The 14,353-nt window shown below is 70.7% G+C and carries 12 protein-coding genes; 7 read left to right on the top strand and 5 right to left on the bottom strand.

The features are described 5' to 3' along the window. Positions 1–3 precede the first annotated feature (3 nt). Positions 4–810, bottom strand: a complete 807-nt coding sequence (locus tag ACTB72_RS15860; RefSeq protein WP_463037976.1) for an enoyl-CoA hydratase/isomerase family protein — start codon at positions 808–810, stop codon at positions 4–6. Between the two features lie 163 nt (positions 811–973). Between ACTB72_RS15860 and ACTB72_RS15865 the strand changes: the two genes are divergently transcribed. After that, positions 974–1,330: a hypothetical protein gene (locus ACTB72_RS15865; RefSeq protein WP_463037977.1), complete on the top strand. Its 357-nt coding sequence runs from the start codon at positions 974–976 to the stop codon at positions 1,328–1,330. Here the strand turns inward: ACTB72_RS15865 and rnhA are convergent. The 3 genes from rnhA to ispH are packed head-to-tail and all read right to left on the bottom strand — an operon-like array spanning position 1,302 to position 3,401. After that, complete coding sequence (gene rnhA / locus ACTB72_RS15870; RefSeq protein ID WP_463037978.1) at positions 1,302–1,772, bottom strand: ribonuclease HI; 471 nt, start codon at positions 1,770–1,772, stop codon at positions 1,302–1,304. The genes ACTB72_RS15865 and rnhA overlap by 29 nt on opposite strands. A gap of 5 nt (positions 1,773–1,777) precedes the next feature. After that, complete coding sequence (locus tag ACTB72_RS15875) at positions 1,778–2,413, bottom strand: LysE family translocator (RefSeq protein ID WP_463037979.1); 636 nt, start codon at positions 2,411–2,413, stop codon at positions 1,778–1,780. A gap of 16 nt (positions 2,414–2,429) precedes the next feature. Next, complete coding sequence (gene ispH, locus ACTB72_RS15880; protein WP_463037980.1) at positions 2,430–3,401, bottom strand: 4-hydroxy-3-methylbut-2-enyl diphosphate reductase; 972 nt, start codon at positions 3,399–3,401, stop codon at positions 2,430–2,432. Between the two features lie 244 nt (positions 3,402–3,645). On the opposite strand from ispH, the gene ACTB72_RS15885 reads away from it, so the two are divergent. From ACTB72_RS15885 to ACTB72_RS15910, 6 genes are all read left to right on the top strand, one after another. After that, a complete protein-coding gene (locus ACTB72_RS15885) occupies positions 3,646–5,232 on the top strand; it encodes an efflux RND transporter periplasmic adaptor subunit (protein ID WP_463037981.1) in 1,587 nt (528 codons plus the stop codon). A gap of 6 nt (positions 5,233–5,238) precedes the next feature. After that, on the top strand, positions 5,239–8,460 hold the full coding sequence (locus ACTB72_RS15890) for an efflux RND transporter permease subunit (RefSeq protein ID WP_463037982.1): 3,222 nt from the start codon (positions 5,239–5,241) through the stop codon (positions 8,458–8,460). 174 nt (positions 8,461–8,634) lie between these two features. Then, positions 8,635–11,214, top strand: coding sequence for an ABC transporter transmembrane domain-containing protein (locus ACTB72_RS15895; protein WP_463037983.1), 2,580 nt, complete (start codon positions 8,635–8,637; stop codon positions 11,212–11,214). A 36-nt stretch (positions 11,215–11,250) separates the two neighbouring features. After that, entirely contained in the window at positions 11,251–11,739 is a 489-nt protein-coding gene (locus ACTB72_RS15900) for a cyclic nucleotide-binding domain-containing protein (RefSeq protein ID WP_463037984.1), read from the top strand. Continuing rightward, positions 11,736–12,638, top strand: coding sequence for an MBL fold metallo-hydrolase (locus tag ACTB72_RS15905; RefSeq protein ID WP_463037985.1), 903 nt, complete (start codon positions 11,736–11,738; stop codon positions 12,636–12,638). Before ACTB72_RS15900 ends, ACTB72_RS15905 begins: the two co-directional genes overlap by 4 nt. A gap of 304 nt (positions 12,639–12,942) precedes the next feature. Continuing rightward, positions 12,943–13,122, top strand: coding sequence for a YegP family protein (locus tag ACTB72_RS15910; protein ID WP_463037986.1), 180 nt, complete (start codon positions 12,943–12,945; stop codon positions 13,120–13,122). A gap of 10 nt (positions 13,123–13,132) precedes the next feature. Here ACTB72_RS15910 and ACTB72_RS15915 read toward each other — a convergent pair. Then, a partial coding sequence (locus tag ACTB72_RS15915) for a dipeptide ABC transporter ATP-binding protein (protein WP_463037987.1) occupies positions 13,133–14,353 on the bottom strand: 1,221 nt, incomplete at its 5' end.

Consider the following 14,353-nt stretch of genomic DNA (forward strand, 5'->3'; position numbering starts at 1 on the left):
CGCTCAGCCGGTATAGACCGGGTCGCGTTTTTCCAGGAACGCCCGAAGCCCTTCGGCGAAATCGGGGCTCTGGGCGCAGAGCACCTGGTTGCGGTTCTCGATGGCCATCGCGGCTTCGAGGCTGGCGGCGTCGATCGCATGGCCCAGCCCCTCCTTGGTCAGGCGCAGGCCCATAGGCGAGGTGCGGAGCATGTCGGCCACATAGCCCTCGCCCACCTCCTCGAGCTTGGCGTCGGGGACCACCTCCGACACCAGTCCGGTGGCGAGCGCCCGCGGCGCGTGGATGAAACGCCCCGTGAGCATCAGTTCCGACGCCACCGAGACCCCGACCAGCCGCGGCAGGAAATAGCTCACCCCCATGTCGCAGGCCGAGAGGCCAAGCTTGATGAAAGCCGCGTTCATCTTGGCGGTCTCGCCGGCGATGCGGATGTCGGCGGCCAGCGCGAAGGCGAAGCCGCCGCCCGCCGCCGGGCCCTGGATCAGCGCCACGATGGGCTGCGGACAACGGCGCATCTTGATGTAGACGCCGGCGAGCAGCCCCTGGAAGCCGAAGCCGCCGCCGAAAGGTTCGTCCGACTTGTTGCGTCCCGAGCGCTCCTTGATGTCGAGCCCGGCGCAGAAGGCGCGCCCCGCGCCGCGCATCACCACCACGCGGGTGTCGCGGTCGCTGGCCAGGGCGCCGAAATATTCGTCCAGTTCCTCGGCCATTTTCAACGAGATGGCGTTGAGCTGCTCCGGCCGGTTCAGCGTCAGCCAGTCCGCCCGGCCGCGTTTTTCGATGGTGAACGTCTCGTAATCCGTCCGCGACATGGCGGGCCTCCCCTGTTCGCACCGGCATTGCGGGGCCGGCTCATTCAGGGGACCTTACCATTCCGCTGGGCGGAACCGCCATAGGGCGCGGGGGCGTGTAAACCTGGTGTTAACCATGGCGGGGGCCGGATGAAGGTCGCCGCAATCATCGGGACCCGCCCTCATGCGCCTGCTTCTCGCCGCCCTGATCCTGGCCGGCTGCAACACCCCCTCGCCCCGCTTCCTGGGCTCGGAGCGGACGGAGATCGCCGACGAGGGCGTCGACTACGTGATCTATCGGCTGGAGGACCGGGCCCAGGCGATCCGCCTCGGCTCGGCCATCGGCGTGCCTGCGGATGAGTTGGTGAGCGGGTTTCGGCGGGCGACGACGCGCGCCACGGGCTGCCGGACCGCCAAGGTCTATTCGAATTTCCAAGTGTCGGTGATCGACTTCCGGCTGCTCTGCCCCGATGGCCGGACGCCGCCGGAGACCGCCCCCGCCGCCCGAGCGCTCAGCCCGCCTTCCGCTTCGCCGGCTTGAACGGGGCCATGCCGGCGCGGGCCAGCGCGTCGGCGCGCTCGTTCTCCTCGTGGCCGGCATGGCCCTTCACCCATTTCCACACCACCTTGTGGCGGGCCTGCGCCTCGTCCAGCCGCTGCCAGAGGTCGACGTTCTTCACCGGCTTGCGATCCGCGGTCAGCCAGCCGTTGCGCTTCCAGCCGCGCATCCAGCCGGTGATTCCGCCCTTCACATAGTTGGAATCGGTCACGACCGTCACCGTCACCGCCTTGCCCAGCGCCTCCAGCGCCGAGATCGCGGCCATCAGCTCCATCCGGTTGTTGGTGGTGTCCGGCTCCCCGCCCGAGAGCGATTTCTCCTTGATCACCACGTCGTCCTCGCGCGCGACCAGCAGCGCCCCCCAGCCTCCCGGCCCCGGATTGCCCGAGCAGGCGCCGTCGGTATAGGCGAAGTAGTCGGCCATGGCGGTCAGGCCCTTTCGAAAGCGAGGCGCAGACCGAGGCCCGCGAAACAGGCGGCGAAGACCCCGCGCATCCAGCGCAGAGCGGTCTCCGAGCCGAGGATCCATACCCGCGCGCGCGCGGCGAACAGGCCGTAAAGCGCGAAGACCAGCGCGGTCAACCCGGTGAAAACCAGCCCGAGCCCGGCCATGCGCGCGGTGACGTCGGGGGCCGCTGCGTCGACGAACTGGGGCAGGAAGGCCGCGAAGAAGATCGCGAGCTTGGGGTTGAGCAGGTTGATCAGCAGACCCCGCAACGCGATGCGGGCGACGGAGCGTTCGGCCACCGGGCCGGGATCGGCGAGCGTCCCGGTCTCACGCAAAGTCTGCCAGGCCATCCACAACAGGAACGCGGCGCCGGCGTATTTGACCGCGTCGAACAGCACCGACGACGCGTGCAGCAGGGCGGCGAGCCCCGCCAAGGCCGCCGCCATGTGAAACAGCACCGCGACCGTGCAGCCGGCCACCGCGGCCAAAGCCGCGCCGCGGCCGCGGGTCAGCCCGCAGCCGATGGTGTAGATCGCACCGGTTCCGGGCGCGACCACCACCGCCAGCGCGGTCAGCAGGAACTCGACGCTTGGCGCGTCTGGAAAGAGATCGAACATCCGGTCCGGCCCTCCGTCAGGCCGGCATGCGCAGGATGCGCGGCGGCTTGAATTCCACCCGCTCCACCGCCGTCTCCACGATCTCCACCGTCACGTCGTAGCGGGCGCGGAAGGCGTCGATCACCTCCTCCACCAGCACTTCGGGGGCGGAGGCGCCGGCGGTGACGCCGACCCGTTTCACGCCCTCGATGGCGCGCCAGTCGATGTCGGTCGCCCGCTGCACCAGCTGGGAATAGGCGCAGCCGGCCTTCTTGCCGACTTCGACCAAGCGCTTGGAATTCGAGGAATTGGGCGCGCCGATCACCAGCAGCGCGTCGATCCGCGGCGCGATCTCCTTCACCGACTCCTGACGGTTGGTGGTCGCGTAGCAGATGTCCTCCTTGTGGGGGCCGACGATGGCGGGGAAGCGGACGCGCAGCGCCGCCACGATCTCCGCGGTGTCGTCCACCGACAGGGTGGTCTGGGTGATGTAGGCGAGCTTTTCGGGGTCGCGCGGCGCCAGCCCCGCCACATCGGCCGGCGTCTCCACCAGCAGCACTTCGCCATCGGCGAGCTGGCCCATGGTGCCGATGGTCTCGGGGTGGCCGTCATGGCCGATCATGATGATCTGCAACCCGGCGGCGTGGTGCCGCTCCGCCTCGATATGCACCTTGGAGACCAGCGGACAGGTCGCGTCGACGAAGAGCATCCGCCGCGCCTCCGCCGCCTCCGGCACCGATTTCGGCACGCCATGGGCGGAGAACACCACGGGGCGGTCGCCGGGGCATTCGCTCAGCTCCTCGACGAAGACGGCGCCCTTGGCGCGCAGCCCGTCGACCACGTAGCGGTTGTGCACGATCTCGTGGCGCACATAGACTGGGGCGCCCCATTTCTCCAAAGCCATCTCGACGATCTTGATCGCCCGGTCGACGCCGGCGCAGAAGCCGCGCGGGGCGGCGAGCAGGATGTGCAGCGGCGGGGCGGCGGGGGCGAGGTCGGGTGGCGTCATGGGGCGTGGGCCTCCTGCGCGGCGGATGGGGCCGGAACGTCGCCCAGACCTAGCCGCAAGCCGGCGTCGCATCAACCGCGGGCTGCCGGCCGTCCGCTCACGCACAGTTGAGCGACGGCGCGCGGCGCGCCCCCGCGTGTTACCCGTTAGCGCAGGTCCGGCCCCACTGTCGCCTCGAGCCGCCTGCAAGGAGTAGAAAGCGAGGCGCCGCCGACTCGGCAGGCCCCTCGCGACCGGAGACTTCATGCGCTTTCTCGTCCGCAGCCTGATCGGCGCCCTGCTGACCGTCCTCACCCTGGGGCTGGTCGCGCTTGGCCTGTGGCGGATGGAGGTGGCGAGCGTGACGCCCGAGCGCACCGGAGACCGCCCCGGCGCGGCGTCCGAGCGGTCCTTCGCGGTGGAGGTGGTCAGCGTCGCGCCGGGCCGGATGCGCCCCGAGCTGCGCGCCTGGGGCGCGATCGAGAGCGCCCGTCGCCTCGAACTGCGTCCCGCCCGCGCCGGGATCCTGTCGGAGATGTCGCCGGGCTTCCTCGACGGCGGCGCGGTGCGCGAGGGCGAGGTGCTGTTCCGCATCGACCCCGCCGACGCCGAATCCGATCTGCGCCGCACCGAGATCGCGCTCGACGAGGCGCGAACCGAGCTCGACGCGGCGCGCGCCGCCGTGACGCTGGCCGGGCGCGACCTGGAGGCGGCGCATGCCCAGCGCGACCTGCGGGCGAGCGCCGCGGGCCGGCAGGCCGATCTCTCCCGCCGCGGGATCGGGACCGAGGCGAGCCAGGAGGTGACGCAGCTGGCGCTCGCCGCCGCCGACCAGCAGGTGATCGCGCGCGAGCAGTCCCAGGCGACGGCGGTGGCCCGCGCGGCGCAGGCGGAAATCGAGCTCGCGCGCGCCGGCCTCGCCCGCGCCGACGCCGCCCGGGCGCTGGAGGAGACCGTGCTGCACGCGCCCTTCGACGGGCTGGTGACCGAGGTCTCCGCCGTGCTCGGCCGGCGCGTGAACGTCAACGAAAAGCTCGGCGCGCTGGTAGACCTGACCCGGCTGGAGGCCGCGATCCGGGTGACCAACGCCGAATTCGCCCGGCTGGTGGACGAAGCCGGCCGCCTGCGCCCGCTGACCGCCCGCGTGGCGCTGGCCCAGGCCGCGGGGCAGGAGACGGGGGCCTTCGCCTCGGGCCGTCTGGTCCGCGCCGGCGCCGCCACCGGGACCGCGGGCACCGGCCGCACGCTCTATATCCGGCTGGATCCGGAGGCGGGGGCCCTGATGCGCGAGGGCGATTTCGTCTCGGTCACGCTGGAGGAGCCGGCGCTGAACGACGTCGCCGCCATCCCCGCCGCCGCCGCGACCGAGGACGGCCGGGTCCTGGTGGTCAACGCCGACGACCGGCTGGAGGAACGCCAGCTCACCGTCCTGCGCCGGGAGGGCGACCGGCTGATCGTAACCGACGCCCCCTGGGGCGCGCGCCTGGTGGCGATCCGCAAGCCGCAGCTCGGCCCCGGGGTGAAGGCGCGGGTCGCCGCCACCGGGGCCGAGGCGATGCGCGCGGCGGAGCGGGCCGGGACACCGACGCCGGGCGTGGTCGGCGGCGAGACCAGGCCGGGAGGCGCGACGCCGGGGAGCGCGACGCCGGCGGAGGGCGCCGACATGGTGGCGCTCAGCGCCGAGCGGCGGGCGGCGCTGGCCGACCAGATCCGCGCCGACGCGCAGCTCGGCGCCGACGCCCGCAGCCGGCTGCTCGACCGGCTCGCCGACCCGTTCGTGCCCCGCGGGATGGTCGACCGGCTGGAGGCGGCCCGCGGCGGCCCCCCCGCCGCGCCGGCCAACGGCGGCTGAGCCGGCATGGCCTTCCGCCCCCCCTCGCGCCTTTCCGGCCGCCCCGGCGTGCTCGGCTATTTCGTGCGCCACGGCACTGCGGCCAACCTGCTGATGGCGCTTATGGTGCTCTTCGGTCTCTACGGCGCGCAGAACCTGCGCACCCAGCTTTACCCCGACATCGTCACCAACCGGGTCCAGGTCTACGCGATCTGGGAAGGCGCCGGGCCCGACCAGGTCGACGGCGCGGTGATCTCGCTGCTGCAGCCCGCGCTGCAGGAGATCGACGGGCTGGAGAGCCTGCGCTCCACCGCCAAGGACCGCATCGGCACGATCTATCTCGACTTCGAGCCCGGGACCAACATGAGCGCGGCCGGCGAGGCGGTCTCCGCCGCCGTCGGCGCGGTGAGCGGGCTGCCCGGCAGCATCGAACGCCCGGTGGTCAAGCGCGTGGTGTGGACCGACAAGATCACCGACGTGGTGCTGCACGGTCCGGTCGACCATGACCAGATCGGGCGGCTCGCCTCGGAATTCGCCGACCGGCTGCGCGCCGCCGGCCTCGCCCGGGTCAGCCTGCTGGGGGCGCCGCCGCATGCGGTCCGGGTCTCGGTCCCCGAACGCGAGCTGGTGCGCCACGGCCTGACCATCGCCGACGTGGCCGACGCCGTGTCCGACGCGGCGCAGAGCGATCCGGGCGGGCGCACCGCCGCGGGGACCCGCGTCTCCACCGGGGCCGAGCGGCGCACGATCGAGGAGCTGGGCGACGTGGTGGTCGGCGCCGCCGCCGACGGCGACCGCCTGCGCCTGCGCGACATCGCGATGATCGAGGACGAGGGCGCCCGCACCGGCCGCCGCTATTACGTGGGCGACGAGGCGGCGGCGGTGGTCGCGGTCAACCGCAACGAATCCGGCGATGCGGTGGCGATGATGGCGCAGGTGCGCGCGGTGGCCGACGCGATGGCCCCGACCCTGCCCGCCGGCGTGCGCTTCGACTACGTCTCCACCCGCGTCGACGTGGTGAAGGCGCGGCTGGCGCTGCTGCTCGACAACGCCGTCTTCGGCATGGCGCTGGTGCTGGGCGTGCTGTTCCTGTTCCTCAACGCCCGCACCGCGATCTGGGTGTCGGCGGGCATCCCGGTGTCGCTGCTGTTCGCCGCCGGCATGATGTGGGCGACGGGGCTGAGCCTGAACCTGGTGACGCTCTTCGCGCTGATCCTGACGCTGGGCATCGTGGTCGACGACGCCATCGTGGTGGGCGAACATGCCGACGACCTGTCCCGCAGGCGGGGCCTGAGCCCTGCGGCGGCGGCGGAGCAGGCGGCGAAGCGGATGGCGGCGCCGGTGATCTCGGCCGGGCTGACCACCGCCATCGCCTTCACCGGCCTGCTCGCCATCGGCGGCCGCTTCGGCAAGATGCTGGAGGGGCTCGCCGTCGTCGTCGCCATGGTGCTGCTGGCGAGCCTGGTGGAAAGCCTGCTGGTGCTGCCCAACCACATGCGCCACGCGCTGGGCAAAGGCGCCCGGGACGGACGGCGCGGCCGGGACTGGGCCGACATCGCCTCGTCCCGGGTCAATCGCGGCTTCGACGCGCTGCGCGACTGCGCCTTCCGGCCCGCGGTCGGCTGGGTGGTGCGCCTGCGCTGGCCCGCGCTCGGTCTCGCCTTCGCGCTGCTCGCCTTCGCCGTCGCCCAGCTGCAGACCGGCGCGCTGCCCTGGCGGTTCTGGTACGAGCCGGACCAGACCTCGATCACCGGCAACATCGCCATGCTGTCGGGGGCGGAGCGGGAGGACACGCTCGCCCAGATGCGCCTGGTCGAGCAGGCGGTGACGGAGACCGGGGCCGAATTCGAGGCCCGCTACGGAACCAACCCGGTGCTGTTCGCGCTCGGCCAGGTCGGGGGCAACGCCGGACGCGGCCTCGCGGTCGAGGACAGCAAGGAGGCCTGGCAGCTCGCTTCGGTGTCGGTGGAACTGACCGACCCCGACCAACGCCCCTATTCGGCCTGGGAGTTCCTTGGCGAAGTCCAGAAGCGCATCCCCCGGCTGCCCCTGACCGAGGTGGTGTCGTTCCGCGGCATGGCCAGCGGGCCGGGGGAGGATTCGATCTCCATCCAGCTGTCGGGCGCTGCGGCGGAGGAGCTGAAGGCCGCCTCCGAGGCGGTGCGGCAGGCGCTGACGGTCTACCCCGAGGTCTCGGCGCTGGAGGACAACCTCGCCTATGACAAGACCGAGCTGCTGCTGGAGATCACGCCGCTGGGCGAATCCCAGGGCCTGACCGCGGAGGCGATCGGCAAGGTGCTGCGCGACCGGCTGACCGGGGTGAAGGCGGCGGAATTCGCGGTGGAGGGGCGGACCGGCTCGATCACCGTGCGCCTGCCGCAGGACGAGCTCTCCGCGGATTTCCTCGCCCGCACCCGGATCCGGACGCCCTCGGGCGACTGGGCGCCGCTGTCGGAGCTGGTCACGGCGTCGTCCCGCCCCGGCTTCGGCATGCTGCGCCGGGTGGACGGGGTGATGTCGGTGACGGTGACCGGGGAGCTTGCCGAAGACGACGCCGACCGCGCCGCCTTCATCGAGCGGGCGCTGCGCGAGCGCATCCTGCCCGACGTCGCCGCGCGCTACGACATCCGCTACGACCTGTCGGGGCTGGCGAAGCAGGAGCGGGCGTTCCTCGCCGACGCCGAGGCCGGTTTCGCCATGGCCATCGCCGGGATCTATCTGGTGCTGGCCTGGGTGTTCGCGTCCTGGTCGCGGCCGCTGACGGTGCTGGCCGTGGTCCCCTTCGGGCTGGTCGGCGCGGTCTGGGGTCACATCTGGATGGACACGCCGATGACGCTCTATTCCGTGGTCGGGCTGATCGGCATGTCGGGGATCATCATCAACGATTCCATCGTGCTGGTGACCACCATCGACGAATACGGGCGCAGGCGGGCCCTGCGCCCGGCCCTGATCGACGCGGTATGCGACCGGTTCCGCGCCGTGACCCTGACCACGCTGACCACGGTGCTCGGCCTCGCGCCGCTGCTGTTCGAAACCTCGTCCCAGGCGCAGTCGTTGAAGCCCACGGTGATCACGCTGTGCTTCGGCCTCGGCTTCGGCTTCTTCCTGGTGCTGCTGGTCACGCCGGCGCTGGTGATGGCGCAGCGGGACGTCGGCGCGGCGCTGACCTCGACCCGGCGGCTGACGCTTCTGGCGTTCCGCCGCCGGCGCATCCGGCGAATGGGGGCGAAGCCGGACCCGGCCGCCTGAGCCGCCCCGCCCCCGCCCCCGCGGACGGCGACCCGCCCCGAAATTCCAACCCCGTCCCCGCAAAGCGCCGCGTGTGCGCATTGCGCTTTTCATCCTGTCACGTATCGGTAATGTCCACAGCGCGCCGGGGGCTTTCCCCTGCGGCACGCGGCGCCGGAGGTCCATCGGACACGCATGGCTGAGAAGATGACGACCTTCGTCTGGCGCCATTCCGCGCGCGAGCAGATCATGATGCTCGTCCTCACGCTATTCAGCTTTCCGATCATCTGGATCTCGCTGGAGCTGCCCAAGCGGATCATCAACGACGCCATCGGCGGCGAGAATTTCCCGCGCGAGTGGATGAGCTGGAGCTTCGACCAGGTCGAATACCTGGTGGCGCTGTGTCTCGCCTATCTGGCGGCGATCACCGCCAACAACGTCATCAAATACATCCAGAACATGCATCGCGGCATCCTGGGCGAGCGGATGCTGCGCCGGATGCGCTTCGACCTGTTCCGCCGGGTGATGGGCCGGCCGCTGAGCCGTCTGCGCACCACCTCGCCGGGCGAGCTGGTTCAGATGATCTCGGCCGAGCTCGCCCCGATCGGCGATTTCATCGGCGCGATCCTCGCCACGCCGCTGAGCCAGGGCGGCAGCTTCCTCGTCTATCTCGGCTTCATTCTGGCGCAGAACACCTATATCGGGCTCGCCGCGCTCTGCCTCTACCCCCTGCAGGCCTGGCTGATCCCCAAGCTGCAGGGCAAGGTCGTGGCGATGATCCGCGTGCGCCTGGCCAATATCCGCGCCATGGCCCGCGAGATCGACGAGAGCATCGATGCCGCGACCGAGCTGCGCGGCCTGCGCGCCCGGCGCTGGCACATGGCGATCGTGTCGCGCCAGCTCTACGAAAACTACAAGATCCGGCGCCGGATCTTCATCCTGAAGTTCCTGATCAAGTTCGTAAACAACGTCGCCAATCACCTGACGCCGTTCTTCATCTTCCTGATCGGCGGTTACTTCGTGATCCAGGGCACCCTCAACATCGGCGCGCTCACCGCCGTGCTGATCGCCTACAAGGACCTCGCCGCCCCGTGGAAAGAGCTCCTGCGCTTCTACCAGGACTTCTCCGACATGGGGGCGCGCTACACCTCGATCATGGAGAATTTCGACGAGGACGGCGAGCCCGAGCCCCTGCTCGACCGCGCCCCCGTCGGCGAGCATGCGCTGACCCTGAAGGACGCGCCGGTGGACGGGCTGACCGGGCTGGTGTCAGTTCATGTGCCCAAGGGCTCGATGACCGCGGTGGTGTGCGAGGACGCGGCCACCCGCTCGGCCCTGCTGCAGGCGTTGTCGGGGCTGGTAGACGACGCGCCCGGCCGCTGGTCGGCGGCGACGCCGGTGCTCTACCGCGCCGCGGTCTACGTGCCGGCCGATCCGCGGATCTTCACCGGCTCGATCCGCACCAACCTGCTGCACGGCCTGATGTTCCAGCCCGTGGCCCGCATCGACTCGGCCGAGCGCGACATGCGCGGACAGGAGGCGCAGCTGACCGGCGCGCCCGACGACGACACCGAGGACAACTGGATCGACGCCGAGGAATCCGGCTACGAGGACCTCGACGCCGTCGAAACCCGGATGCTCGCCCTCGTGCGCCGGCTGGGGATGGAAGACGACCTCTACACCGTCGGCCTCGGCTGCCGGCTGGACATCAGCCGACAGGCCCCGCTCGCCGACAAGCTGCTGGAGCTGCGCGGCCACATCGCGCGCTCCGCTGCGCTGGCCGAGATGCGCAGCGACTTCATCGACGTGTTCGACGAGTCCGCCTACGCCGCCAACGCCAACATCGCCGAGAACCTGTTCTTCGGCCTGCCGCTCGACCCCGCGCTGAGCTGGGCCGACTTCGCCGGCGACCGCGCCGTGCTGCGCGCGCTGGACGAGGCCGGGGTGCGGGTGATGCTGGTGGAGGTCGGGCTCGACCTTTGCGGCACGCTGATCTCGCTGTTCGAGGGCGTCGCGGCCGACAGCGATCTTTTCAAGCGCTACGGCCTGTTCCCGCGGGCGGAGACGCCGGCGATCGAGGCGATCCTGCGCAAGTCGCGCCAGCGCGGCCCGGCCCGGCTGAACCGGCACGAACAGGCGCGGATGCTGGCCATCGCCTTCAGCTATTGCTCCGCCCGCTACCGCCTCGGCGTCATGCGGGAATCGGAGCGGGTGGAGGCGCTGCTCGTCGCCCGCCCGGTGGTGCGCGCCGCCCTGAAGGACGATCCGCGCTTCGCCGCCTTCGATCCCGAGGCGTATCACCCCGCGATGAGCATCGCCGACAACATCTTCTTCGGACCCACCCGCGTCGACCGCCGCGACAGCTGGCAGCCGTTCAAGGCCCAGGTCGACGCGCTGGTCGAGGAGCGCGGCCTGCGCGGCCTGATCCTGCGCGCCGGCGTCGACCAGAGCCTCGGCGAGAACGGCATCGCGCTGAACGCCCTGCAGCGGCGCAAGCTCGGCATCGCGCGGGCGCTTATAAAGCGGCCCTCGGCGGTGGTGCTCGACGGTCTGGCGATGAGCGACAGCGGCCCCGACCGGGCGCTGCGCGATCTGGTCCGGTCCGAGACGGACGCAGGCGCGGTGGTCTGGGGCGCGGCTTCGGATGCGGGCGCGGAACAGGCCGAACATGTGATCCGGGTCGACGCGAACGGCCATGTGAGCCAGGGTCGCGGGCCGTCGGCGAGGTCGACCGACGGCGCAGGTGGAGTTGACGGGGGTTCGGATGCCGGCTGATAGTGTCCAGGCGGCGCGTTACGGGGAGGTCGCGGGGTGAAATTCGAGTCAGAGGTCAACGCGCTGCAGCGCACGCCCATGTTTCAGGGCGTCGATCCCTCGCGTCTGCGCCTGCTCGCCTTCATGGGCGAAGACCGCACCTTCCGCGACGGCGAGCTGATCGTGCGCCAGGGCGAGACGTCGGACAGCGCCTATCTGATCCTCAGCGGCAAGGCCGACGTGATCGTGGAATTCGGCGGCTCGTCCTCGGTGGTGGCCCAGCTCGGCCAGTCCGAGGTGTTCGGCGAAATGGCGATGCTGTGCGAGACCCCGCGCACCGCCACCGTCCGCGCCACCGGAGAGCTGCGCACCCTGCTCTTCGAACGCGAGGGCATGCTTCGGCTGCTGCGCGAATTCCCCGAGATGGCGATCGAAATGTCGCGCTCGCTCGCCCAGCGCCTGGAACGCACGACGATGGAGCTCGCCCGGATGCGCGCCGGCTCCGCATCCGGTTCGGGCGCGGGCGCGACCTCGGCCGGCGCATGACGGACGAGGCCGCCGAGCCCCCGTCCGAAACCCTGCGCCTGACGCTTTGGGGGGTCGGCGGCTCGGCCCCTACCGGGCGCGCCGGGCGCTCGCGCTTCGGCGGCGACACCATCTGCTTCGAGATCCGACGCGAACGCGGCGGCGTGCTCGACCCCACGGCGCTGGTCATCGATCTGGGCTCGGGCGCGCGCGATCTCGGCAAGGCGCTGGCCCGCGAAGCGGCGGCGGAAGATCGACCGGCCGAGGCGGAGATCCTGATCTCCCACCTTCATCTCGACCATATCGTCGGCGCGCCGTTCTTCGCGCCCTTCTACCAGACCGAGGCCTGCCTGCGCCTGCGCTGCGGCCTGCATGCCGACCCCGCCGAGACCCGCGAGGCGCTGCGCCGCTTCGCCTCTCCCCCCTATTTCCCGATCAAGCCGCTGGGGGCCGCGCATGTGGCCTGGGCGAGTTTTCTGCCCGGCGAGACCATCGAGGCCGCGGGTCTGAGCGTTCGCACCATCGCACTGAACCATCCGGGCGGCTGCTGCGGGTTCCGGGTGGAAAGCGCCGCCGGCGACATCTGCGTGATCGGCGATCATGAGCATGGCGACGGGGAGATCGACGCCGCGGTGGCGGCCTTCGTGCAGGGCGCGGCGCTGATGCTCTACGACGCGACCTATCTGGAAGCGGAACTGAACAACCATCGCGGCTGGGGTCATTCGACGCTGGAGGAGGGGATCGCGCTCGCCGCACGCGCCGGGGTTGGGCGCACGCTGCTCTACCACCACCAGCCCGAGCTCGACGACGACGCGCTGGAGACCCGCGATGCGCTCGCCGCCGCCGCGTCGGACCGGGTGCGGCTCGCGCGACAGGGGATGGTTTGGCGGCTGGCCGACGGGCGGGCTCGGGTCGCCTGACGGAAAAGAACTCAGTATCCAGGTGTTGTAGGCTCTCGGTTGATTGAATCAGCATCTGGTTTGCTCTGCCCGATATCAGGGAACGAGGCCTGAGAACCACCATATATAGATTTTTAGCTTGCCGACTCAGGGCGAGTCGCCCTAAACGGGAAAAGGGCGCACGAGTACCAGTCGTGCGCCCTGCGTAACACTCGCCGGCTGAGGGCATGTGCTGCTCGCACACTTCTTGAATCAGGTTACGTCGATCTGGTCAAGCTCTCCGTTGGTAGCGTTTGATATGAAAGCGAAACTATAGGAGAAGCCAATGTTCTATTGGCTCTACAAAGATGCAAACGGCTATTGGCGTTGGACGCTATATGCCGCCAACAACCTGAAAATCGCCAACTCTGGCGAGGGCTACCACAACAGGTCGGATTGCATTGGTGCGATTCAGCTTGTGAAAGGCTCTTCTTCCGCGCCAATTCGCGAAAAATCGGCCGCCTAAGGGCCGAAAACTAGGCACTGGCGGCCTCCCGCGCCGCCAGCGCCGCCTCCAGATCCGGGGTCGCGGCCAGCAATTCGCGGGTATAGGCGTGGCGCGGGGCGGCGAAGACCGTCTCGGTCTCGCCCGTCTCCACGATCTTCCCTTCCTTCATCACCAGCACCCGGTCGGTGATCGCGCGCACCACATGCAGATCGTGGCTGATGAACAGGTAGCTGACCCCCATCCGGTCCGAGAGCCCGGCCAGCAGGTCCAGAATCCGCGCCCGCACCGACACGTCGAGGGCGGACACCGCCTCGTCCAGCACCACCAGCTTCGGCTCGGTGATCAGCGCCCGGGCGATGGCGATGCGCTGGCGCTGGCCGCCGGAGAACTGGTGGGGATGGCGGTCCGCGTCCTCGGCCTTCATGCCCACCGCCTCCAGCATCGCCTCGACCCGGGCGCGGCGCGCGGGCTTCGGCGGGCGGGGGCGGACCAGATGGAACGGCTCGGCCACCAGGTCGGCCACCTTCCAGCGCGGATCGAAGCTGCCATAGGGGTCCTGGAACACCACCTGCACGTCGCGCCGCATCTCCGGCGCCGCGGCGGGGGAGAACGGGCGGCCGACCAGACTGATCGCGCCGCCCTGCAACCCCTCCAACCCCAGGATGGCGCGCGACAGGGTGGATTTCCCGCAACCGCTCTCGCCCACCAGCCCCACATTCTCCCCGGCCCGGATCGCGAGCGACACGCCGTCCACCGCCCGGAAGCTGCGCCGCGGCCCGAACAGGCTGCGGCGCGGCAGCCGGTAGTCGCGCACCGCGTCGTCGACCGCCAGCACCTGCTCGCCCAGCGGATGACGGTCGCGGACCGGTCGGTGGGTGGAGGCGGCGAAGAGCGCGCGCGTATAGGGATGCGCCATGGCCCGGAAAAGCGGCGCGGTCGGCCCCGTCTCCACCACCTCGCCGTCCTTCATGATGGCGATGCGGTCGGCCATGTCGGCCACCACCGCGAGGTCATGGGTGATCATCAGGAGCCCCGCACCGTCCTCCCGCGCCAGCTGCTTGAGCAGATCGAGGATCACCGCCTGGGTGGTCACGTCCAGCGCCGTCGTCGGCTCGTCCGCGATCAGCAGCCGCGGCCGCAGCGCCACCGCCATCGCGATCACCACCCGCTGCCGTTGCCCGCCCGAGAGGTCATGGGGGTAGCGATCCAGCGGAAATTGCTCGGCCGGCAGCCCGGCGCGGGCGAGCGC

The sequence above is a fragment of the Albimonas sp. genome (genome assembly GCF_055129145.1).

Excerpts from the sequence above, each read along its gene's own strand:
- rnhA (WP_463037978.1), bottom strand. The coding sequence starts at position 1,772 with ATGGCCGACTACTTCGCCTATACCGACGGCGCCTGCTCGGGCAATCCG.
- ACTB72_RS15895 (WP_463037983.1), top strand. The coding sequence starts at position 8,635 with ATGGCTGAGAAGATGACGACCTTCGTCTGGCGCCATTCCGCGCGCGAG.
- ACTB72_RS15865 (WP_463037977.1), top strand. The coding sequence starts at position 974 with ATGCGCCTGCTTCTCGCCGCCCTGATCCTGGCCGGCTGCAACACCCCC.
- ACTB72_RS15875 (WP_463037979.1), bottom strand. The coding sequence starts at position 2,413 with ATGTTCGATCTCTTTCCAGACGCGCCAAGCGTCGAGTTCCTGCTGACC.
- ACTB72_RS15860 (WP_463037976.1), bottom strand. The coding sequence starts at position 810 with ATGTCGCGGACGGATTACGAGACGTTCACCATCGAAAAACGCGGCCGG.
- ACTB72_RS15910 (WP_463037986.1), top strand. The coding sequence starts at position 12,943 with ATGTTCTATTGGCTCTACAAAGATGCAAACGGCTATTGGCGTTGGACG.
- ispH (WP_463037980.1), bottom strand. The coding sequence starts at position 3,401 with ATGACGCCACCCGACCTCGCCCCCGCCGCCCCGCCGCTGCACATCCTG.
- ACTB72_RS15885 (WP_463037981.1), top strand. The coding sequence starts at position 3,646 with ATGCGCTTTCTCGTCCGCAGCCTGATCGGCGCCCTGCTGACCGTCCTC.
- ACTB72_RS15890 (WP_463037982.1), top strand. The coding sequence starts at position 5,239 with ATGGCCTTCCGCCCCCCCTCGCGCCTTTCCGGCCGCCCCGGCGTGCTC.
- ACTB72_RS15905 (WP_463037985.1), top strand. The coding sequence starts at position 11,736 with ATGACGGACGAGGCCGCCGAGCCCCCGTCCGAAACCCTGCGCCTGACG.